Source organism: Mesorhizobium sp. M1E.F.Ca.ET.045.02.1.1 (assembly GCF_003952485.1).
Classification (GTDB): domain Bacteria; phylum Pseudomonadota; class Alphaproteobacteria; order Rhizobiales; family Rhizobiaceae; genus Mesorhizobium.
The window spans coordinates 2,418,757-2,437,295 of the sequence record NZ_CP034447.1; the positions used below are offsets into that span (position 1 = coordinate 2,418,757).

Here is an 18,539-nt window from a genome sequence, read left to right on the forward strand (position 1 = left end):
CAGCTATTGCGTGTCGCGACGCGCATCGCCGCCTCGCCATCGGCGGAAAAGAGCGCCGCCGATGGATCAACTTGAAACGAGCCGCTCGGCAAGCGGCTCGCCCGGTTCAAATCAAGCAATATCCTTGGCCCGGTAGGCATCGGGAAGAATGAAGACTTCGTCGGCGCGGCCATAGCCTCCATCGGGAATTTCTTCGATCAGCACCATGGTGTAGGGACGCACATCCTCGCCGAAATATTCGACAAACATCTGCGTGGTCTTGTGGACGAGGTCTTCCTTCTGCGCTATTGTGAGGGCGGCTTCGGGCATCTTGAAGTTGGCAAATGGCATTTCCAGGTTCCTTCGGGTTGGATTTCACAGCGCTGGATGGAGAAGGTCGGCGAGGCCGATGCGCTCCAGAAGCTGCGTCCGGACGCGATCGGCGACGCCGTTGACGATGGTCGCGCCGTCATCGGACGGATCGATATGGACACGGAACGGCCGGCGGCCATGCGGCATCTCCACGAGATCGACGATGGCCTGCGCGACCTTTGAGGGATCGGCATCGGCGGGTTCCAAGCCGGCAAGGCCCTTGAGCGCCTTGTCGTCCGCGCCGGCATACGGTCCCGACCAATAGGCGGCGGCGCGTTCGGTGTCGTCCGGTTTGCCGGAATGGGCGAAATGTTCCGTGCCCTTTGTGAAGGCGCCCGGCACCACGATGGTCGTCTCGATGCCGAAACGGGCGAGTTCCAGCGCGTAGCTCTGCGCCAGCGCATCCATGCCCGCCTTGGCGGCAAAGTATGGTGCAAGGAAGGGCGGCGTGCCGCCGCGGGTGCTGCTCGATCCGACCCATATCATCAGAGCTTGGCCGAGCGAGCGCATATGCGGCAGGACCGCACGGTTGACGCGCTGGGTGCCCAGCACATTGACGTCATAGAGCGCAGCCAATTGCTCGGGCGTGAAGGCTTCGGTCGGTCCGAAAACCATATGCCCGGCATTGTGGATGACGACGTCGATCCGGCCGGCTTCGGCGAGGATGGTTTTGACGGCCACATCGATCGACGGTTCGGAGAGCACGTCGAGTTGGATGGCGCTGAGCGCGAGCTTTTCCTCACGCACCAGCCTTTCGATTGCGGCGGCCGCCGCGCCTCCGCGCGCTTGCGGATCCCGCATCGAGGCGTAGACCCGGTGGCCGGCTCTGGCGAGCGCCTCCGCTGTCATTGCGCCGAAGCCGCTGGACGCGCCTGTGATGAGAATTGTCTGCTGCATGATCGTGTACCTTCTTTTTTACGCAGTTCCGGACGCGAAACCGCTGCGAAGTCTTGCCGATTGCCCTTAGATCGCGCCGCCATTGGCGCGGATGACCTGGCCGTTGACCCATTGGCTGTCGGAACCGGCAAGGAAGGCGACGAGCCTGGCGATGTCGTCCGGCTGGCCAAGTCTGCCGAGCGGAATGAGTTTGGTGATTGCCTCGATCTGCGCGGCGCTCTTGCCGTCGGTGAAGAGGTCGGTACCGACCGGGCCGGGGGCGACGGCATTGACAGTGATACGGCGCGGGCCAAGTTCCTTGGCCAGGATGTGCGTCATGGCTTCGACGCCGGCCTTGGTTGCGGCATAGACGCCATAGTTCGGCTGGTAGAAGCCCACCACGCTCGAGGAAAAGTTGATGATGCGTCCGCCGTCGTTCAGCCGCCGCGCGCCTTCGCGCATACCGCGGAATGATCCGCCGAGATTGATCGCAAGCTGGCGTTCGAACTCACCATCTCCGGTCTCCGCGATTGACGACAGCCTCATCATGCCAGCGTTGTTGACGAGGATGTCGGTGCCGCCGAATGCCTTTTCGGCCGCATCGAACAAAGCGGTCATACCGGTCGGTTCACCAATATCGGCCTGCACCGCGAGAGCGGTACCGCCGGCAGCCTCGATCGCCGAAACGACTTCGTCGGCGGCGTCCTTTCCGCGCGCATAGTTTACGATGACGGCAATGCCCTCTTGGGCGAGTCGCTTGGCGATCGCCGCGCCAATGCCTCTCGACGCGCCTGTCACGATCGCGGCTCTTGTCTTCTGCATGATCGATCTCCGTTCGTTTGTTGTGGAACGGATATAGACTGTACCCTCTGCCGGATAATCGGCCCGCTATTGACAGCAGTATTCGGATGGGGCGAACAATCTAACATGGATCGACTCGACAGGATGCGGCTGTTCGTTCGCGTGGTGGAGCGGCGCAATTTCACCGCGGCGGCCGCCGATCTCGGCTTGCCGCGCTCGACCGCCACCGAGGCGATCAAGCAGCTGGAGGATCATCTGGGCACGCGTCTGCTGGACAGGACGACCCGCCATGTCGCCACGACGCTCGACGGGCAGGCCTATTACGAGCGCTGCCTTTTTATCCTTGGAGAGGTGGAGGATGCCGAAGCCGGGTTCCGCAGCGCCGAACCGCGGGGCCTGTTGCGCATCGACGCGCATCCGCTGCTCACGCAGCGATTCCTGCTGCCGGGGTTGCCCGTCTTCCTCGAACGCTATCCCGAGATCGATCTGCATATAGGCCAGGGCGACCGGCTGGTCGACCTGGTGCGCGAAGGCGTCGACTGCGTCATCCGCGCCGGTGAACCGCAGGACAGCGGCATGATCATGCGACGGTTGGCGACGATCAGCGAAATCACCTGCGCCAGCCCTGGCTATCTGGAGAGGCACGGCGTGCCGGCGTCGCCTGATGCGCTGGACGGCCACCAGGCCATCGGTTTCGTCTCCTCGCGCACCGGCGAAGTGCTGCCGCTGGAGTTCACCGTCGGCACAAAGGTGCATCGGGCAACGCTGCCGGGGCGGGTAAGGGTCAACAATTCGGACACCGCCGCCGCGCTGGCGCGCCTCGGCTTCGGCTTGCTGCAAGCACCGCGCTACCGGCTGGAAAAGGATCTGGCCGACGGGACGCTGATCGAGGTGCTGGAGGATTTTCCGCCGACGCCGACGCCGTTGTTCGCACTTTATCCGCAAAACCGGCAGCTCGCGCCGCGGCTGCGCGCCTTTCTGGAGTGGGCATCGCGCATTTTCGCCGAGGCAAGGCTGTGACGATCGGATCGGTGCCCGGCTGGCGTGGTCTGCCGGCACCGCAGTTCAGCTGTTGCGCGTCGCCACGAAAGTCGCCGCGGCCTTGAGCAGGGCCGCCTCCTCGCCATAGGGATCGAGCAGTGCATGCGCCTGGTCGATCAGGCCGTGGAGCTGCTCGCGCGCCCAGTCGGGGCCGTGCAGCGCGGCGAGCGTCGCCTTGCCGGCGGCGGCGTCTTTCTTCGTCGCCTTGCCCATCTGCTCGGCGTCCGCAGTGAGGTCGAGCAGGTCGTCGGCGAGCTGGAAGGCAAGGCCGATGGCCGATCCGAACTCCGCCAGTCTTTCACGATCGGCGGCGGGCGCGCCGGCGACGATGGCTCCGGCCTCGCAGGCGAAGCGGATCAGCGCGCCGGTCTTCATCGCCTGCAGCCTGATGATGCCGGCTTCGTCCGGGCGCCTGCGCTCGGCCTCGAGGTCGAGCATCTGACCGCCGACCATGCCGCCGGCTCCGGCGGCACGCGCAAGCGCCAGCACGAGCGCTGTCCGGCGCTCGGCCGGCAGAGCGGTCGCCTCGTCGGCGATGATGTCGAAGGCCAAAGTCAGCAGCGCGTCGCCGGCGAGGATGGCGGTCGCCTCGTCGAAGGCCTTGTGCACGGTCGGCTGGCCGCGGCGCAGGTCATCATTGTCCATCGACGGCAGATCGTCATGGATCAACGAATAGCAGTGCACGCATTCGAGCGCCGCAGCAATGCGCATCGCCGCCTCGCCATCGGCGGAAAAGAGAGCGGCACTTTCCATGACCAGAAAAGGGCGGAGCCGCTTGCCTCCGTTGAGCACGCCATGGCGCATCGCCGCCATCAAGCGTTCAGGCCGGGCGATCTCGCCGGAAAGCAGAGGCGCGTCGAGGATCTGCCGGAGCAGGACCTCGATTGCGGCGGCGCGCGCAAAAAACGCGGTTTCGAAGGCCATATGGTCGTCTTTCGTCATGGCCGGGACCGGTAGCCGACACTCAGACATTGCGCAAGAAGCCTGGCAGCTTTATGCCGATTGGGCGCGTGGCACGGGTGGGGCGGCTTGTCGGAACCGATCGTCGAACATGAAATCGAAGGGCTGGACATGGCGCGACCACGGCGCCTGAACCGCGCCGGTCTCAAGCGCCTTGGCCGGCGCTGCCTGGTCGTGGCCATCATTTTGGCGGCGATACCGGTCGTGCTCACCTTCCTCTATTTGCCGTCCTTCGTGCATCCTGTCTCGACGCTGATGCTGAAGGATCTCGCGACTTTCTCCGGCTACGACCGGCGCTGGGTGTCGATCGACGACGTGGCGCCGGTGCTGGCGCATTCGGTGATCATGTCGGAGGATGGGCAATTCTGCTTCCATCGCGGCGTCGATCTCGGCGAATTGCGCGGCGTGGTCGACGATGCGCTTGCCGGCGAGGCAACGCGCGGCGCCTCCACCATCACCATGCAGACGGTGAAGAATCTCTTCTTGTGGTCGCGGCCGCTGGGCAGCGTGCGCAAGGTGGTCGAGCTGCCTTTGGCCGTCTATTTCGACGCGGTGATGTCGAAGCGGCGGATCATGGAGATCTATCTCAACATCGCGGAGTGGGGGCCTGGCATCTACGGCATCGAGGCCGCCGCGCGGCACCATTTCGGCGTCTCGGCCAAGCAATTGTCGCGCCGGCAGGCCGCACTTCTCGCCGTCAGCCTGCCCAACCCGATCGCCCGCAACCCGGCCAAGCCGGGGCCGGGGCTCAGACGGCTCGCCAATCTGATCGAGCGGCGCGCCGGCAGGTCCGGCGCCTATGTCGGCTGCCTGGACTAGGTGTGCCGATATTCAGGTGAGGCCGGCCTGCGAACGGCGGCTTCCTCCGCTTCCGGCCTTCGCCGGCCGAAGCATTCACGAATGGCGTGGCAGCTAAATTAAGGCTCCGGCCGGCGTAGGCCGGTTCTCGGAAGCCACCGTTCTCGGCTCGGCCTGACCTGAATCTCGACACACCTAGCTCTTTTGCTGGTTCGGCAAAAATTTTTGCCACAGCGCTGGCCAAAACGGCGCTAGGCGTGTATAGGCACCCGACTTTCTCAGATTATGGCCTCGATGCGGCCCTTTCGCGAGGGTTCACGGGGCATTTTGACCATGTAGTGGAGCATATCCATGGCCGTTCCAAAAAGAAAAACCTCTCCGTCGAAGCGCGGAATGCGCCGCTCGGCCGACGCCATCAAGGCCCCGACCTATGTCGAGGACAAGAATTCCGGCGAAATGCGCCGCCCGCATCACATCGACCTGAAGACCGGCATGTATCGCGGCCGCCAGGTCCTGGAGCCGAAGGAAAGCTGAGAAGCTTCCACGGTTTGTGACGTTTTCAAAAGACCGGCCTCTGGCCGGTCTTTTTGCGTTCGACAGATGGTTGATGAATTTCGGAGTGGATCGCGCAGGCTGCGGCAAGGCAAGGGCAACCGGCTGACATCCTTATTTCATTAGGTCTTAGAGCGTGTTCGACGCCGGCCGCGAAAGACCTTGACGGCGTCTCTGCCGCGGATTTTACAAAAGGGTGCCCCATTGGAGACGCCCAGATGTTCGGTGCCATCCCGCTGCTCATCGTGCCTTTCGTCCTCTACAATCTCGGACTGCTCGGGCTGTTCGGCGGCGGCGACGATCCGTGGATGACCGAAATGTTCTCGTTCCGCATGATGTCGGGCGGCGTCTTCTCGATGACGCTCGGCGACCTGATGGTGCTGATCGGACTGATCTTCCTGTTCATCGAGATCTCAAAATCGGTGCGCACCACCAATGCATCGATCCTGGATCATCTGTTGTCGACGCTGGTCTTCATCGCGTTCCTGGTCGAGTTCCTGCTGGTGAAGGGTGCGGCGCATTCGGTGTTCTTCACGCTGATGATCATCGCGCTGTTCGATGTGCTCGCCGGCTTCTCGGTGTCGATGCGGTCGGCCAGCCGTGACATCAATCTGAACTAAGGCATCCGGCGACCTGCGGCGCTAAAGCGCGTCGCGATCTTTCAGATTCGCTCCGTGCGCTTTAGGTTTTTGATTCTACGCATGTCTTTGTCCCGAAACCGGTTCCCACTTTCGGGAGACATGCTTTAGGCGCGGTCAGCCTGCAGCGGCCTCGGCCTTGCGGGCGACCGCCGCTTCATAGGCAGCCTGCAGTTTCTGGCGCACGGTCGGCGTGCCCGGCGGCGTCTTCACCGGCGCGCCGAGATGCTCGTGGCGCAGTTCGTCCATGAACTGCTCCCACAGCGGCGGGCCGCCCTTTTCGAGCAGCTCGGCGCGGATCGAAAGCTCCTCGCTGACCGGCAGCCATACCCGTCCCCAGGCGCCGAGATGCGCCATGATCGGCACCAGGGTGATCGCCATCTCGGTCAGGCTGTAGATCGCCTTCTGCTTGTGGCTGGGATCGTCGGCCTTGGTCAAAAGGCCCAGTTCCATCAGCCGCTTCAGCCGGTCGGCCAGGATGTTGGAGGCGATGCCTTCCAGCGATCCGTTGAGCAGCTCGCGGAAATGGCGCCTGCCGCCGAAGATCATGTCGCGCAGGATGATCAGGCTCCAGCGGTCGCCAAAAACCTCGAGCGACAGATTGATCGGGCAGCCGGACCGGCGGTCAATGCTCATGACAGTCTCCAAGAAAACCGGTTGCATTATGATATCGGTCTGATTATCATGCAACTGATTGCAAAATGCAATCAGATTAGGAGAAGAGAACGATGACCGCTTTGCCGCGCCCTGAAATCGTCTCGGAGACCTTCGGCGATCCGGCCGATCCAGCGATCCTTTTGATCATGGGCGCCATGGCCTCGATGCTGTGGTGGCCGGAAGCCTTCTGCCGGCAGCTCGCCGGGCACGGCCGCTTCGTCGTCCGCTACGACAATCGCGATACCGGCCAGTCGACCAAATACAAGCCGGGCACGCCGCCCTATACGTTCGAGGACATGGTCGACGATGCCATCCGCGTGCTCGACGACCACAATATCGGTAGGGCGCATGTCGTCGGCATGTCGATGGGCGGCACGATCGCGCAGATCGTGGCGCTGAAATATCCGGCGCGCGTCAGCGCGCTCACTGTCATCTCCAGCTCGCCGCTCGGCGTCGATACGTCTGGTTTGCCCGGCACAAGCCAAGCCTACAAGGAGCACTCGGCGGAAGGCGCCGATGTCGATTGGTCGGATCGGGAGCAGGTGCTTCGTTACATGGTGAAGGACGCGCGGGCGCTGGCGAGCAGCCGGCATTCGTTCGATGAGGAACGCGCACGCGCGGCGATCGAGGAGGACTGCGATCGCTCCGGGGGCCTCGGCAGCGCCACCAATCATTTCCTGCTCAAGGGTGGCGGTCCGGAGCGGCGGATAAAGGATTTGACGGTGCCGTTGCTCGTTATCCACGGCGTCACCGATCCGATCTTCCCGATCGAACATGGCGAGGCGCTTGCCGATGCGGTTCCCGGCGCCAGGCTGGTGCGGATCGAAGGCGGCGGCCACGAGCTGCACCGCAACGACTGGCCGCAAATCATCGAAGCCATCGCGGCGCATCGCTAACCGCGAGGATCAACCTTGACTCTGGTGGTCTGTGAAAATAGTTAAGTGATCACTTCAGTATTAAGCGCGCCCGACGACAGGAGAAAAAATGTCCCTGACGCTGCATTTCCATCCGCTTGCTTCCTTCTGCTGGAAGCCGCTGATCGCGTTCTACGAGAACGACACGCCCTTTACGCCGGTGATCGTCGATCTCGGCGACGAGCAATCGCGCGCGGCTTTCCTGAAGGTTTCGCCGGCAGGCAAGATGCCGGCCCTGCGCGACGATGCGCGCGACCGCACGGTACTGGAATCGACCATCGTCATCGAATATCTCGCCGCTTACTATCCCGGGCCGGTCGAGCTTATCCCCGCCGACATCGACCTCGCCATCAAGGTTCGCCAGTCCGACCGCTTCTACGACTTCTACGTGCAGGAGCCGATGCAGAAGATCGTCGGCGACCGGCTGCGGCCGCAAGACAAGACCGATCCGTTCGGGGTCGAGCAGGCGCGTGAGCAGCTCCGCAATTCCTACGCCATCATCGAACAGGAAATGCAGGGAAAGACTTGGGCGGTCGGCGAGACCTTCACCATGGCCGACTGCGCGGCCTCGCCGGCGCTGTTCTATGCCAACAAGGTCGAGCCGTTCGGCGACAGATTCCCCACCGTGAAACGCTATCATGATCGTCTGCTCGAGCGCCCCACCTTCGCCCGCGTGATCGAGGAGGCGCAGCCCTATTTCAAGTTCTTCCCCTACAACAACGGTTAGAGCGAGATGCTGCACGATCCCGCCCAGCTCGACCTGATGTTCCAGGCGCTCGCGGATCCCGCGCGGCGCCAGATGGTGGAACGGCTGTCACGCGGACCGGCCTCGGTCAGTCAGCTGGCGGAGCCGCTGGCGATGTCGCTGTCGGCCGTCGTCCAGCATCTCAACGTCCTCGAGGCGAGCGGCCTGGTGAGCACCGAGAAGCTTGGCCGGGTGCGCACCTGCCGGATCGAGCCGAAGGCGCTCAGGGCCGCCGAGCACTGGATCAACGAGCGGCGTCTCGCCTGGGAGCGCCGGCTCGACCGGCTTGGCGAATATCTTTCGGAAACCAAGCTAGAAACCTGAGGGATATGTCATGACCGAACGATCCGTCGTCCACTCCACCTTTGTCATCGAGCGCGTCTATCCGGCGGCGCCCGAAAAGGTCTATTTCGCGCTGAGCGATCCGGCGGCCAAGAAGCGCTGGTTTGTCGATCCGGACAATCCGCAGCCCAACCGGCATGAGATGGACTTCCGCGTTGGCGGCAAGGAGGTGAATGCCGGCTGCCCGAGCGACGGGCAGATGCATTTCTACAACGCGGTCTACCAGGACATCGTGCCGAACCGGCGCATCGTCTACAGCTACGAGCTGTTGTTCGGCAAAACCCGGGTCTCGGTGTCGCTTGCGACGATCGAGCTCATCGCGGAAGGCAAGGGTATGCGACTTATCCTGACAGAGCAGGGAGCCTTCTTCGACGGCCACGATAAGCCGGGCACACGCGAGCATGGCACGGGCGAACTGCTCGACGCGCTTGGGGCGGCGCTGCAGGCAGCGAACTGAGGCCTCCGGCTGGTGGCCAGCGATCACTCTCCAGGCGACAGTTCCCAGAACTGGTCGAGCCAGACGTTGAGCCTGAGGAAGCCGGCGCTGCTGACGGCGTAGACGCGTCTGGTGCCCTCCGCCCTGGCCTTGACCAGGCCGGCGTCGAGCAGGACCTTCAGATGCTGGGAAACGGCCGGGCGTGAAACGGGCAACCCGGCCGCCAATTCGTTCACCGTCTTGGGACCGCGCCGGAGCTCTTCCAAGAGATAGCGCCGGTTGGGATCGGCTATCGCCACGAAGGCGTCGGAAAACATCATGCCTTATTTGTGGGGCAAAGTTCTCCAAATCTCAACTGTCGGTTTCAACCTTTGTGCGCGGATCGAGCCGCAAGGCTTCCGGTGTGACCGCACGATCGGCCGGTTGCGTCTTGAAGGCATCGCGGTTTTCGATCGGAACCGGCGCGCGGGCGCGGATGCGCAGCAGCGTGTAGCCGGTGAGAGCGAGATGGGCGAGCGCGGTTGCAAGGAAGAGGCCTTCCGGCCGCAGCCAGCCCATCAGGGCGGCCGCAAGCAGCGGTCCGATCATCGTGCCGAAGCCGTAGAGCAGAAGCAGGCCACCCGAAACCTTGACGAAATCCTCCGACCGCGCGTGGTCATTGGCATGCGCGACGGCGATCGAGTAGAGCGTGTAGGCGAAGGCGCCATAGGAGGCGGTCAGCACGATGACGAAGACGCCCGAATGCGGCTCGATCAGGAAGATCAGCACCGCGAAGAGCGCCGCGCCGAAGGCGGCGCCGGCGAGCACGAAGCGGCGGTCCGTCGTGTCGGAAAGCCGCCCCGCGGGAAGCTGCATGGCCGCGCCGGCGACAACCACCAGGCTCATCATCAGCGCGATCTCGGCGGTGGAGATGCCGATACGGGCGCCATAGACGGCGCCGAGCGTACCCCAGGCGCCATTGGCGATGCCGATCAGAAGGCAGGCCACCGCCGAGACCGGCGAATTGGCATAGAGTCCTTTGACGTCGAGCTTGACGTCCTGCAGCGGCTTCGGATGCGACTGCGTCGAGACGGCGGTCGGAATGAGCGACAGGCAGAACAGGATGCCGGTGATCATGAACAGCGAGGCCGATTTCACGTCGCCGCCGGCGACGATCATCTGGCCGCCCATGATCGAGGCATAGGTGACCATCATATAGAGGCCGAAGACGGTGCCGCGGTTCTCGTTGGTGGCCTTTTCGTTGAGCCAGCTTTCGATGACCATGAAGGCGCCGGCCATGGTGAAGCCGGTGAAGGCGCGCAGCAGGATCCAGAAATACTCGTCGATGATGAGACCGGTAAGCAGCGCGATGATCGCCCCCGAGGCGGCAAAGGCGCCGAACGCCCTGACATGGCCGGCGCGGCGAACAAGGCGCGGCGCGAAGAAGCAGCCGGTGACGAAGCCGCCGGCCCAGGCCGTGCCCATCAGGCCGAGCGAGGCGGTCGAGAATCCCTCCACTTGCCCGCGCAGCGGCAGCAGCAGGCCGTGCAGGCCCGACGCCGCCAGCAGGAACGCGGTGCCGCGCAGCAACGAGAGGATCGGTCGGTAGGTTGCGAACATGGGCTGATCCGGCTGGAAATTTCGAAGCGCAGGTCTGTTTCGGAGCGAAGGTCTGGCAGTCGCTTTCAGGCTTTTCCGGGGCAGACGGGCACGACGCCGGGATTATCCGCGGCGAAACAGCGCCTCGGCAGCTGATTTGGTAGTGCCCTTGGCTGTCCGCTCGGCTTCCAGCCTGGCGATTTCATCGCGCAGCAGGGCAATGCGCTCGGACAATTCGTCGACGGACAGCAGCGAGAGATCCTGGCCGATCTCGTGCGGGCGCGGCTTCTTCTTGGGTTCGTCGTCGAAGATCGCCATCGTCGCTCCTCCCTCACTTGGCCATTTGCCTGATTTGGCAATCAGCATACATAGGGCAAGGGCGCCGATGCAAATAGCCGGCCAACGGCACAAGGAGACGGGACACCATGGCAAGCGGACAGAAGATTCCGGCGAAGATGACGGCCATCGCGATCTCGCAGCCGGGCGGCCCCAGGGTGCTGAAGCCCGAGACGCGCGACGTGCCCACGCCAGGTCCCGGCGAAATCCTCATTCGCGTGCACGCCGCCGGCGTCAACCGGCCGGACGTGCAGCAGCGCAAGGGCGTCTATCCGCCGCCGCCTGGCGCCTCGGACCTGCCGGGTCTCGAGGTGGCCGGCGAAGTGGCCGTGCTCGGCGACGAGATATCGCGCTGGCGCATCGGCGACCGGGTCTGCGCGCTGACGCCCGGCGGCGGCTATGCCGAATATGTCAAGGTCCACGCCGGCAGCGTGCTGCCGATCCCGGCCGGCTTCACCTATTCGGAAGCCGCCGCCGTGCCGGAGAACTACTTCACCGTCTGGCACAATGTGTTCGAGCGCGGCGGGTTGAAGAAGGGCGAGACGCTGCTCGTCCATGGCGGCTCGTCCGGCATCGGCACCACGGCCATCCAACTGGCCTCGGCGTTCGGCGCCTATGTCGTCACCACGGCCGGCAGCAAGGAGAAGTGCGACGCCTGCCTGAAGCTCGGCGCCGACCGGGCGATCAACTACCGGGAGCAGGACTTCGTCGCCGAAGTCAAGGACGCAACCGGGGGCAAGGGCGCCGACGTCATCCTCGACATGGTGGGCGGCGACTATGTGGCGCGCAACTACGATGCGGCGGCGATCGAAGGGCGCATCGTCCAGATCGCGGTGCAGGCCGGCGCTGTCGCAAGCGCCGACTTCGCAAAGCTCATGGTCAAACGCCTTGTCCATACCGGTTCGACGCTGCGCCCGCGCACCGTCGAATTCAAGGCGGCCATCGCGGCCGCGCTCGAGGCTCAGGTCTGGCCATTGCTCGGCACCCGTAAGGTTGCTCCGGTCATGGACATGATCTTCCCGCTGACGGAAGCCTGGCGAGCGCATGAGCGGATGGAGGAGGGCGAGCATATCGGCAAGATCGTGCTCGATGTGGGGGAGTAGGGCAGTAGGGGAGTAGGGGAGTAGCGGAGTAGGGGGTAGGGGGTAGGGAGTAGGGTGAGGCGGGGCCAGTGGCCCCACTATCCTACTCCCTTACTGCCCTACTCCCCTACTCCCTTTACTAATGCTGCATTGCAACAAATGCATTGCCGCCATGCAAAAGCGTCCGTTCAATTTCTGGGCAGCGATGCCTATCTACGCGGCATCGAAACAACTGACCCCACGAATGGAGGACTGAAATGAACCCGATCCGCGCTTTCCGCAACTGGCGCCTGTACAACGAAACCGTGCGTGAGCTGAACAAGCTGAACGCCCGCCAGTTGAACGACCTCGGCATCAACCGCGCCGACATCGAGCGTATCGCCCGCCAGGCTCTTTGATTTCAAGCGCGACCCGGCGCAAGCCGGGCTGCGACCTCGAAGCCAGAGCCGTCGCAGACGCTTGCTCGTCTCCGGTTCCGAACCCGCTGGACCTCGTCCAGCGGGTTTTGTCTTTTGGAGCCCACAGCGCGCCGCTCGAAACGAATTCGAGCGACGCGCTGTGGGTTTTTTGTTTTGTGCATGTCGTTCTCCCAAAACCGCTGCACACTTTTGGGCGACATGCACCACAGCGCCGCGCGTCCTTTCGGACGCGCAAAGGACGCTGTAGCACTTTTGATCTTGCGCATGATCCTTTCCGAAAATCGATTCCGATTTTCGGGGTCATGCGCTAGGCCGCTCCTCCCCAAAAACATTGCGAAATCGTGACGGAGCGTTTATACAGGCCGCGAATTTCCCATTTTGGTGGCTCTAAAACCACCGCCCGCGCGGGAACGCGGGCGAACGAGAAGGATTTTTAACATGGCCAATACGCTGCTGATGCCCAAGGCGACCGCCGTCTGGCTGGTCGACAACACCGCGCTCTCCTTCGAGCAGATCGCGCAGTTCTGCGGGCTGCATCCGCTGGAGGTCAAAGCGATCGCCGACGGCGAGTCGGCGCAGGGGATCAAGGGCATGGACCCGATCATGACCGGCCAGCTCACCCGCGACGAGATCGCGCGCGGCGAGAAGGACCCGAACCACCGGCTGAAGCTGTCCGACCCCAAGGTGCGGGTGCCGGAAACGAAGCGCAAGGGTCCCCGCTACACGCCGCTGTCGAAGCGGCAGGACCGTCCGAACGCAATCCTGTGGCTGGTGCGCAACCATCCCGAGCTCAAGGACGCGCAGATTGCCCGTCTCGTGGGCACCACCAAATCGACGATCGAGCAGATCCGCGAGCGCAAGCACTGGAACTCGGCCAATCTGCAGCCGATGGATCCGGTGACCCTCGGCCTGACCTCGCAGATCGACCTCGACCTCGAAGTCAACCGCGCCTCGCGCGGCCGCGAGCAGGCGCAGCCGGTTGCCGGCGATACGTTGCTGCCGGCGGCGCTGACCGAGCGGCTGGTGCCGGCCCCGGAAAAGCCGAAGGACGAGGACCAGGAACTGGATGCCAATGCCGTGTTCGCCAAGCTTTCGGCGCTGAAGTCGAAGGACAAGAAAGAAGACGAGGAAGAGGAGTAAGGGCGCTGCCTTACCTTCTCCCCTTGTGGGAGAAGGTGTCGCCGCAGGCGACGGATGAGGGGTGCTCCAGGGAAAGCCAGCGTCTCACTCCGCTGGAACACCCCTCATCCGTCTCGGCGCTAAAGCGCCGATCCACCTTCTCCCACAAGGGGAGAAGGAGAAAGCGGAAGTCACGTCCGTGCCGCGCGGTCGGGCGCCATGCCGTAGTCCTCGCTGCGCTCCACGGCGCGGTAGAAGTCGGCGAGCTGCTTGCCGCGCTCCGGCTTGTAGATGCGACCGGCGATGACAACCGAGGCGATGCGGTCGATGCGGAAGGCGCGAAAATCGTCGCGCATCTCGCACCAGGCGACCAGAGTCCACACCTTGCCCCAGAACCAAAGTCCCAATGGCCTGATGTCGCGGGCGGTGCCGCGGCCGGCCTCATCCGAATAGTCGATGGTCAGAACCTGCCGCTTCTCGATGGCGCGTTCGATCAGGTCGATCGCTTCCCGCGCCGCGTCGCTCACCACCCACATCGGCGTGTGGATCTCGGTGCGTGCTATGCGGTCCTTTTCCGTATCGGGCAGCACGGCGCCGATCTTGACCAGCGCTTCGTCGGCGGCCCTCGCCATAGCAGCGCCGCCGAAGGCGCGCACCATGCGGGCGCCGGCGACCAGCGCCACGATCTCGTCACGCGTGAACATCAGCGGCGGAAGGTCGAAACCCTCCCTCATCATGTAGCCGACACCCGCCTCGCCGTCGATCGGCACGCCGGTCGATTGCAAGTCGGCTATGTCGCGGTAGATGGTCCGCTCGGAAACCTCGAGCCACGTGCCGAGCTTCTGCGCCGTGACCAACCGGCCGCCGCGCAAATGCTGTACGATCTGGAATAGCCTGTCGGCGCGGCGCATCGTGTGACCCCTTGATCTCGGTTCTATGCATGCCGCGGTCCCCAAACCGGTTCCCGCAGGTTCGAGGCTGCTTCAATAACGCAGGCCTCCTGACAACATACTGTCAGGAGGCTGACAGGAATCCGCCACGGAACAACGGCTTCTTTCCTGAAACCCGGTAATTCAACCGACATTACATCTGGGCGCGACACGGCCGCTATCCAAGTCGTACGCCGAAAAATTTCAGTTCTTACGCATGCGGCCGTCATAAAGGTCCGGCCAGCCGATGTCCTTGCGGATATCCGCCGGCAAAGTGTTCAGGAAACGCTGGGTGCGGATCTCGTTCCGCACGGTGCGGATCTTGCCGACATAGTTCTGTACACTGCGCAGGATGGTAAAACCGTTCATGGCCAGGCTCCTCTTTTTCGATGAGAGGAGTATCTCACACCCCTGCTGACAGCAGTCTGTCAGGAGCTTGGCAGGCCGTCGGAGCAGGCGTCGGAAAGATTGGCGCAGCCTTGGGTTACCGGTTGTCTGTCAGGAGCAATGCGGCTGTCGGAAGCGTCAAGAACCGCTTTGACAGCCGCCGCCGATGCTGGTCAAAGGCGGCATGACGAAACTTCTTGCCCTTGTCATCATCGGCATCATGCTCATCCAGATCATCAAGCCGCTGGGCTGGCCCGGGCTGAAGCGTCGGGGCGACTTCTGGAAGCTGGCGCTGCTTGCCATGGCCGCGATCTCGCTTGCCGCTGTGCTGGGCCATTGGGCCTGAGGATCCTCAAACCGGACTGAGGTTCTGGTCGTCGAGCACCAAATCCGCCAGATGCTCCGCCCAGGCGCGATAGCCCGCTTCCGAGGCATGGAAGCCATCGGACGCAAAGCCGGCTTCGGGATTGGTGATCGGCAGGCGCGCGGCGGGAACGGCGCCGCGTTCGTTGCAGAGGCGCACGCCCATCCGGTTCATCGCGATAGCGCGGATTTCGAGGATCTTGCCGAGCAGCGGCGGCATTGCCGGGGCACGGGTGAATTCGAGCACCGGCGACCAGACCACACGCGCTTCCGGCCATTTGGCGCGCAACGCGTAAAGCAGGCCGCCGAACTCCTTCTTGAAGCGCGGCACGGAATGGAAGTTCTTGGTGTCGTTGGTGCCGACGGCAAGCACGATATGCGTCCAGGGATTCGCCGACAGGTTGGGCAGGACATAATCCCGGATCTGCCCCGACGTCGCCGAGTTGAAGCCGGCGGCGCGCCAGCGCACGGCATGGCCGGTGCGCTCCGCAATCAGGCCGGCAAGCTGCGCGGCGAGCCCGTATTCCGATTGCTCGATGCCCACGGATGCCGCGGAAGAATCGCCCAAGACCAGCAATGCGATTGCCGGCGCCTTGCCGGCGATCTCGTGCAGGACTGGCCCGCGCGCCGGCAGCATGCGGCTGGTGCGGCGGCGCACGCCAAGGCCCTGCCAGACATAGACCGGGAAGGCGAGCCAGGTGAGGAGAGCTAGCAGTCGCTGCATGGCAAATCCATTGAATGGCGGAAAGCCATAGAGCGGTTCGCCGTTTCATGGAACGGCAAACCGCTCTATCTCTTTATTTTGACGCAAGCCCGGACGGAAGGCTGCGGCGAGGGCGCCGAGCGCAACCGTTTCACACTTTTCCTGGAATTGCTCTGGCGCATGTTTCGGCCGAGGTGAACGAGCCGGTCACTCGCAGCAGTCCGGCCGATCCTTGATCCTGTCCTGATATTCGTCGTGCAGCCGCACCCAGTCCATAAGGCCGTGATAAGGGCCGGCCTCGTCGCGGCCCTTCGGCGTCATGTCGAGATAGTGGTAGGCGCCGATCAGCGCATCGCCGCCGCGGGCGCGCGACATGAAGGTGAGAAAGATGTCGCCGTTTTCGTCGCGATAGAAGACGCTGGTGCCGGGAAGGTCCTTCGATCGCAGCGGACGTTTCTCGAAATTGTAGATCGTCTCGCCCGCCGCGATCTGCCTGTCGGTGAAGGAGACCTGCAGGTCGAAGTTGAAGTCCGACGCATAGGACGACACCCAGTCGAATTTCCAGCCCATGCGCTGCTTGTAGGGCAGGAGTTCGGCCAGCGGCGCCCGCGAAACGACGACCAGCGACACGTCGTGGTGCCTGAGATGCTGGTCGGCGCCGTCGATGTGGTCGGCCAGGAACGAGCAGCCCTCGCAGCGATGATCGGACCCCGGCGTCATCATGAAATGGTAGACGATCAGCTGGCTCTTGCCGGCGAACAGTTCTCCAAATCGTTTCGGTCCCTGCTCGCTTTCGAAGACATAGTCCTTGCGCAGCTTGAGCCAGGGCAGTTGCCGCCGCTCGGCGGCGATGCGGTCGCGAAACCGCGTCAGCTCCTTTTCGCGCTCGAGGTGCTTTCTGTGCGCCTCGAACCAGTCCTCCCGCGAAACGACGGCATTGCGATGCATGACTATCTCCTGTCCTCTCCTGCCAAGGACGTTCGACATCGGCGCGATCCGACATGGCCGGCGTCGTTTTCCGACGCAGCCTCAAAGTGGGGATGGCGGCCGCGAAAAACAAAACCCGGGCTGGGGGCCCGGGTTTTCGTCGCTACTGAAGAAACCGTGTCAGGCGGCCTTTTCCAGCGCCGGCTTCCATTTCCCGAGCGCCGCCAGATGGTTCATGTGGGCGCGGTGGATGAAGGCTGCCTGGCCGGCGGCGACGTTCGACGCCTTGCCGCTCCAGGCCTTCTGCGCGGCCGCCTGCAAGGCCCGGCCGTAGGAGAAGGAGAGCTTCCACGGGTGCGGGCCGATGGCGTTGATGGCGTTGAGGTTGGCCGTCGCCTCTTCGTCGTCCTGGCCACCGGACAGGAAGGCGATGCCGGGCACGGCCGCCGGCACGGTCTCGCGGAACAATTTAATCGTCTTCTCGGCTACCTCTTCAGGGCTGTCGGTCTTGCCCGATTTCTTGCCGGAGAGGACCATGTTCGGCTTGAGGATGGTGCCTTCCAGCACGACGCGCGCCGCATAAAGCTCGCTATAGAGCTTCAGCAGCATCGACTTGCTGATCTTGTAGCAGGTGTCGATGTCGTGGGCGCCGTCCATCAGGACTTCCGGCTCGACGATCGGCACGATGCCGGCCTCCTGGCAGAGCGCTGCATAGCGGGCTAAAGCATGCGCGTTCGAACCGATCGACGTCATCGAAGGCACGCCCTTGGCGGTGTCGATGTCGATCACCGCGCGCCATTTGGCGAAACGGGCGCCGAGCTTGCAATAGTCCGCCAGCCGCTCGCGCAGGCCGTCGAGGCCCTCGGTGACGGTGTCGCCGGGAAAGCCGGCGAGAGGCTTGGCGCCGAGATCGACCTTGATGCCCGGAATGGCGCCCGAGGCTTTGATGATGTCGACCAGCGGCGTGCCGTCGGCTGCCTTCTGGCGGATGGTCTCGTCATAGAGGATGACACCGGAAATGTACTTGGTCATCGCCTCCTTGGCGCGGAACATCATCTCGCGGTAATCGCGCCGGCTGTCGGCTGTCGATTCCACGCCGATGACGTCGAAGCGCTTCTTGATGGTGCCGGAGCTCTCATCGGCGGCCAAAAGGCCCTTGCCATCGGCTACGATCGCGGCGGCAATGTCTTCGAGACGTTCGCTCATGGTGCTCTCCTTGACGGTTGTATTCCGCGCCTAGCAGAACACTACCGCCAAAGGAATGACACCGGAAAGCTCGAATCGATTGAAAGTCTTAGTTCTCGAGCACGGGAAATTTGATCGGTCGGCTATGTCCGCGTTAGCATGCGGCATGCCTTGGTGATTGGCTGAAAAGTCCTCCGTCGTCATCCACGGGCGGAGCAAGGAGCGCAGCGACGCAGCGCAGACCCGAGGATCCATGCCGTGACTTTGGAGCGCTGCTGCGGTGCAGAATTCTGCTCCGCTGCAGCCTTCGATCAAGGTCTCGGCATGGATCCCATGGTCTCCGCGACGCCGCTTCGCGGCTGCTTCGCCCTGGGATGACGAGGCTGCGGGGGCTTCAGCC

General features: G+C 63.5%; 26 protein-coding genes. 12 read left to right on the forward strand and 14 right to left on the reverse strand.

The annotated features are described in order from the left end of the window. Nucleotides 1–111 precede the first annotated feature (111 nt). The 3 genes from EJ070_RS11740 to EJ070_RS11750 all read right to left on the reverse strand — a co-directional run bounded on the left by EJ070_RS11740 (nt 112) and on the right by EJ070_RS11750 (nt 2,049). Nucleotides 112–330, reverse strand: a complete 219-nt coding sequence (locus tag EJ070_RS11740) for a 4-oxalocrotonate tautomerase family protein (RefSeq protein ID WP_126091514.1) — start codon at nt 328–330, stop codon at nt 112–114. Between the two features lie 24 nt (nt 331–354). Next, on the reverse strand, nt 355–1,251 hold the full coding sequence (locus tag EJ070_RS11745; RefSeq protein ID WP_126091515.1) for an SDR family oxidoreductase: 897 nt from the start codon (nt 1,249–1,251) through the stop codon (nt 355–357). A gap of 63 nt (nt 1,252–1,314) precedes the next feature. Then, nucleotides 1,315–2,049 (reverse strand): SDR family oxidoreductase, encoded by a 735-nt coding sequence (locus EJ070_RS11750; RefSeq protein ID WP_189350490.1) that lies wholly within the window; start codon nt 2,047–2,049, stop codon nt 1,315–1,317. 105 nt (nt 2,050–2,154) lie between these two features. On the opposite strand from EJ070_RS11750, the gene EJ070_RS11755 reads away from it, so the two are divergent. Further along, nucleotides 2,155–3,048 (forward strand): LysR family transcriptional regulator, encoded by an 894-nt coding sequence (locus tag EJ070_RS11755; protein ID WP_126091517.1) that lies wholly within the window; start codon nt 2,155–2,157, stop codon nt 3,046–3,048. Between the two features lie 45 nt (nt 3,049–3,093). Here EJ070_RS11755 and EJ070_RS11760 read toward each other — a convergent pair whose 3' ends face one another. Beyond that, nucleotides 3,094–4,011, reverse strand: coding sequence for a polyprenyl synthetase family protein (locus EJ070_RS11760; RefSeq protein ID WP_126091518.1), 918 nt, complete (start codon nt 4,009–4,011; stop codon nt 3,094–3,096). A gap of 129 nt (nt 4,012–4,140) precedes the next feature. On the opposite strand from EJ070_RS11760, the gene EJ070_RS11765 reads away from it, so the two are divergent. The 3 genes from EJ070_RS11765 (at nt 4,141) to EJ070_RS11775 (ending at nt 5,999) form a co-directional block, all read left to right on the forward strand. After that, a complete protein-coding gene (locus tag EJ070_RS11765; RefSeq protein WP_126095712.1) occupies nt 4,141–4,848 on the forward strand; it encodes a transglycosylase domain-containing protein in 708 nt (235 codons plus the stop codon). Between the two features lie 330 nt (nt 4,849–5,178). Next, nucleotides 5,179–5,361, forward strand: a complete 183-nt coding sequence (gene rpmF, locus EJ070_RS11770) for a 50S ribosomal protein L32 (RefSeq protein ID WP_126091519.1) — start codon at nt 5,179–5,181, stop codon at nt 5,359–5,361. A gap of 236 nt (nt 5,362–5,597) precedes the next feature. Then, entirely contained in the window at nt 5,598–5,999 is a 402-nt protein-coding gene (locus EJ070_RS11775) for a hypothetical protein (protein ID WP_042641631.1), read from the forward strand. A 135-nt stretch (nt 6,000–6,134) separates the two neighbouring features. Here EJ070_RS11775 and EJ070_RS11780 read toward each other — a convergent pair whose 3' ends face one another. Then, nucleotides 6,135–6,653, reverse strand: coding sequence for a helix-turn-helix domain-containing protein (locus EJ070_RS11780; RefSeq protein ID WP_126091520.1), 519 nt, complete (start codon nt 6,651–6,653; stop codon nt 6,135–6,137). 92 nt (nt 6,654–6,745) lie between these two features. Between EJ070_RS11780 and EJ070_RS11785 the strand changes: the two genes are divergently transcribed. The 4 genes from EJ070_RS11785 to EJ070_RS11800 all read left to right on the forward strand — a co-directional run bounded on the left by EJ070_RS11785 (nt 6,746) and on the right by EJ070_RS11800 (nt 9,132). Then, nucleotides 6,746–7,570 (forward strand): alpha/beta hydrolase, encoded by an 825-nt coding sequence (locus tag EJ070_RS11785; protein WP_126091521.1) that lies wholly within the window; start codon nt 6,746–6,748, stop codon nt 7,568–7,570. Nucleotides 7,571–7,658: 88 nt separating this feature from the next. Further along, a complete protein-coding gene (locus EJ070_RS11790) occupies nt 7,659–8,315 on the forward strand; it encodes a glutathione S-transferase family protein (RefSeq protein ID WP_126091522.1) in 657 nt (218 codons plus the stop codon). Nucleotides 8,316–8,321: 6 nt separating this feature from the next. Beyond that, nucleotides 8,322–8,657, forward strand: coding sequence for a metalloregulator ArsR/SmtB family transcription factor (locus EJ070_RS11795; RefSeq protein WP_126091523.1), 336 nt, complete (start codon nt 8,322–8,324; stop codon nt 8,655–8,657). Nucleotides 8,658–8,667: 10 nt separating this feature from the next. Continuing rightward, nucleotides 8,668–9,132, forward strand: a complete 465-nt coding sequence (locus EJ070_RS11800) for an SRPBCC family protein (protein ID WP_126091524.1) — start codon at nt 8,668–8,670, stop codon at nt 9,130–9,132. A gap of 23 nt (nt 9,133–9,155) precedes the next feature. Here EJ070_RS11800 and EJ070_RS11805 read toward each other — a convergent pair whose 3' ends face one another. The 3 genes from EJ070_RS11805 to EJ070_RS11815 all read right to left on the reverse strand — a co-directional run bounded on the left by EJ070_RS11805 (nt 9,156) and on the right by EJ070_RS11815 (nt 11,007). Beyond that, nucleotides 9,156–9,431, reverse strand: coding sequence for a metalloregulator ArsR/SmtB family transcription factor (locus tag EJ070_RS11805; RefSeq protein WP_126091525.1), 276 nt, complete (start codon nt 9,429–9,431; stop codon nt 9,156–9,158). Between the two features lie 31 nt (nt 9,432–9,462). Continuing rightward, nucleotides 9,463–10,710: an MFS transporter gene (locus tag EJ070_RS11810; protein WP_126091526.1), complete on the reverse strand. Its 1,248-nt coding sequence runs from the start codon at nt 10,708–10,710 to the stop codon at nt 9,463–9,465. Nucleotides 10,711–10,812: 102 nt separating this feature from the next. Beyond that, a complete protein-coding gene (locus EJ070_RS11815; protein WP_126091527.1) occupies nt 10,813–11,007 on the reverse strand; it encodes a DUF1192 domain-containing protein in 195 nt (64 codons plus the stop codon). A gap of 107 nt (nt 11,008–11,114) precedes the next feature. Here EJ070_RS11815 and EJ070_RS11820 point away from each other — a divergent pair, with 107 nt between their 5' ends. Together EJ070_RS11820 and EJ070_RS11825 are read left to right on the forward strand one after the other, a co-directional pair. Beyond that, nucleotides 11,115–12,128 (forward strand): NAD(P)H-quinone oxidoreductase, encoded by a 1,014-nt coding sequence (locus EJ070_RS11820; RefSeq protein ID WP_126091528.1) that lies wholly within the window; start codon nt 11,115–11,117, stop codon nt 12,126–12,128. 236 nt (nt 12,129–12,364) lie between these two features. Continuing rightward, nucleotides 12,365–12,505, forward strand: coding sequence for a DUF1127 domain-containing protein (locus tag EJ070_RS11825; RefSeq protein ID WP_095778147.1), 141 nt, complete (start codon nt 12,365–12,367; stop codon nt 12,503–12,505). A gap of 2 nt (nt 12,506–12,507) precedes the next feature. Here EJ070_RS11825 and EJ070_RS11830 read toward each other — a convergent pair whose 3' ends face one another. Further along, entirely contained in the window at nt 12,508–12,792 is a 285-nt protein-coding gene (locus EJ070_RS11830) for a hypothetical protein (RefSeq protein ID WP_189350492.1), read from the reverse strand. Nucleotides 12,793–12,964: 172 nt separating this feature from the next. Here EJ070_RS11830 and EJ070_RS11835 point away from each other — a divergent pair, with 172 nt between their 5' ends. Beyond that, a complete protein-coding gene (locus EJ070_RS11835; protein WP_126091530.1) occupies nt 12,965–13,666 on the forward strand; it encodes a DUF1013 domain-containing protein in 702 nt (233 codons plus the stop codon). 170 nt (nt 13,667–13,836) lie between these two features. On the opposite strand, the gene EJ070_RS11840 is transcribed toward EJ070_RS11835, so the two are convergent. Together EJ070_RS11840 and EJ070_RS11845 are read right to left on the reverse strand one after the other, a co-directional pair. Next, on the reverse strand, nt 13,837–14,556 hold the full coding sequence (locus EJ070_RS11840; RefSeq protein WP_059189944.1) for a YafY family protein: 720 nt from the start codon (nt 14,554–14,556) through the stop codon (nt 13,837–13,839). 222 nt (nt 14,557–14,778) lie between these two features. Beyond that, entirely contained in the window at nt 14,779–14,943 is a 165-nt protein-coding gene (locus EJ070_RS11845) for a hypothetical protein (protein ID WP_126091531.1), read from the reverse strand. Nucleotides 14,944–15,145: 202 nt separating this feature from the next. Between EJ070_RS11845 and EJ070_RS11850 the strand changes: the two genes are divergently transcribed. After that, on the forward strand, nt 15,146–15,307 hold the full coding sequence (locus tag EJ070_RS11850; protein WP_096874765.1) for a hypothetical protein: 162 nt from the start codon (nt 15,146–15,148) through the stop codon (nt 15,305–15,307). Nucleotides 15,308–15,313: 6 nt separating this feature from the next. On the opposite strand, the gene EJ070_RS11855 is transcribed toward EJ070_RS11850, so the two are convergent. The 3 genes from EJ070_RS11855 to EJ070_RS11865 all read right to left on the reverse strand — a co-directional run bounded on the left by EJ070_RS11855 (nt 15,314) and on the right by EJ070_RS11865 (nt 18,160). Beyond that, nucleotides 15,314–16,048 (reverse strand): SGNH/GDSL hydrolase family protein, encoded by a 735-nt coding sequence (locus tag EJ070_RS11855; RefSeq protein WP_126091532.1) that lies wholly within the window; start codon nt 16,046–16,048, stop codon nt 15,314–15,316. A gap of 186 nt (nt 16,049–16,234) precedes the next feature. Then, nucleotides 16,235–16,975, reverse strand: a complete 741-nt coding sequence (locus EJ070_RS11860) for a thioredoxin family protein (protein ID WP_126091533.1) — start codon at nt 16,973–16,975, stop codon at nt 16,235–16,237. Nucleotides 16,976–17,134: 159 nt separating this feature from the next. Beyond that, on the reverse strand, nt 17,135–18,160 hold the full coding sequence (locus tag EJ070_RS11865; protein WP_126091534.1) for a class I fructose-bisphosphate aldolase: 1,026 nt from the start codon (nt 18,158–18,160) through the stop codon (nt 17,135–17,137). Between the last annotated feature and the right edge of the window lie 379 nt (nt 18,161–18,539).

Bases quoted from the DNA above. Each gene is read 5' to 3' on its own strand.
- EJ070_RS11740 (WP_126091514.1), bottom strand. From the start codon at position 330: ATGCCATTTGCCAACTTCAAGATGCCCGAAGCCGCCCTCACAATAGCG.
- EJ070_RS11750 (WP_189350490.1), bottom strand. From the start codon at position 2,049: ATGCAGAAGACAAGAGCCGCGATCGTGACAGGCGCGTCGAGAGGCATT.
- EJ070_RS11755 (WP_126091517.1), top strand. From the start codon at position 2,155: ATGGATCGACTCGACAGGATGCGGCTGTTCGTTCGCGTGGTGGAGCGG.
- EJ070_RS11760 (WP_126091518.1), bottom strand. From the start codon at position 4,011: ATGACGAAAGACGACCATATGGCCTTCGAAACCGCGTTTTTTGCGCGC.
- EJ070_RS11765 (WP_126095712.1), top strand. From the start codon at position 4,141: ATGGCGCGACCACGGCGCCTGAACCGCGCCGGTCTCAAGCGCCTTGGC.
- rpmF (WP_126091519.1), top strand. From the start codon at position 5,179: ATGGCCGTTCCAAAAAGAAAAACCTCTCCGTCGAAGCGCGGAATGCGC.
- EJ070_RS11775 (WP_042641631.1), top strand. From the start codon at position 5,598: ATGTTCGGTGCCATCCCGCTGCTCATCGTGCCTTTCGTCCTCTACAAT.
- EJ070_RS11780 (WP_126091520.1), bottom strand. From the start codon at position 6,653: ATGAGCATTGACCGCCGGTCCGGCTGCCCGATCAATCTGTCGCTCGAG.
- EJ070_RS11785 (WP_126091521.1), top strand. From the start codon at position 6,746: ATGACCGCTTTGCCGCGCCCTGAAATCGTCTCGGAGACCTTCGGCGAT.
- EJ070_RS11790 (WP_126091522.1), top strand. From the start codon at position 7,659: ATGTCCCTGACGCTGCATTTCCATCCGCTTGCTTCCTTCTGCTGGAAG.
- EJ070_RS11795 (WP_126091523.1), top strand. From the start codon at position 8,322: ATGCTGCACGATCCCGCCCAGCTCGACCTGATGTTCCAGGCGCTCGCG.
- EJ070_RS11800 (WP_126091524.1), top strand. From the start codon at position 8,668: ATGACCGAACGATCCGTCGTCCACTCCACCTTTGTCATCGAGCGCGTC.
- EJ070_RS11805 (WP_126091525.1), bottom strand. From the start codon at position 9,431: ATGATGTTTTCCGACGCCTTCGTGGCGATAGCCGATCCCAACCGGCGC.
- EJ070_RS11810 (WP_126091526.1), bottom strand. From the start codon at position 10,710: ATGTTCGCAACCTACCGACCGATCCTCTCGTTGCTGCGCGGCACCGCG.
- EJ070_RS11815 (WP_126091527.1), bottom strand. From the start codon at position 11,007: ATGGCGATCTTCGACGACGAACCCAAGAAGAAGCCGCGCCCGCACGAG.
- EJ070_RS11820 (WP_126091528.1), top strand. From the start codon at position 11,115: ATGGCAAGCGGACAGAAGATTCCGGCGAAGATGACGGCCATCGCGATC.
- EJ070_RS11825 (WP_095778147.1), top strand. From the start codon at position 12,365: ATGAACCCGATCCGCGCTTTCCGCAACTGGCGCCTGTACAACGAAACC.
- EJ070_RS11830 (WP_189350492.1), bottom strand. From the start codon at position 12,792: ATGCGCAAGATCAAAAGTGCTACAGCGTCCTTTGCGCGTCCGAAAGGA.
- EJ070_RS11835 (WP_126091530.1), top strand. From the start codon at position 12,965: ATGGCCAATACGCTGCTGATGCCCAAGGCGACCGCCGTCTGGCTGGTC.
- EJ070_RS11840 (WP_059189944.1), bottom strand. From the start codon at position 14,556: ATGCGCCGCGCCGACAGGCTATTCCAGATCGTACAGCATTTGCGCGGC.
- EJ070_RS11845 (WP_126091531.1), bottom strand. From the start codon at position 14,943: ATGAACGGTTTTACCATCCTGCGCAGTGTACAGAACTATGTCGGCAAG.
- EJ070_RS11850 (WP_096874765.1), top strand. From the start codon at position 15,146: ATGACGAAACTTCTTGCCCTTGTCATCATCGGCATCATGCTCATCCAG.
- EJ070_RS11855 (WP_126091532.1), bottom strand. From the start codon at position 16,048: ATGCAGCGACTGCTAGCTCTCCTCACCTGGCTCGCCTTCCCGGTCTAT.
- EJ070_RS11860 (WP_126091533.1), bottom strand. From the start codon at position 16,975: ATGCATCGCAATGCCGTCGTTTCGCGGGAGGACTGGTTCGAGGCGCAC.
- EJ070_RS11865 (WP_126091534.1), bottom strand. From the start codon at position 18,160: ATGAGCGAACGTCTCGAAGACATTGCCGCCGCGATCGTAGCCGATGGC.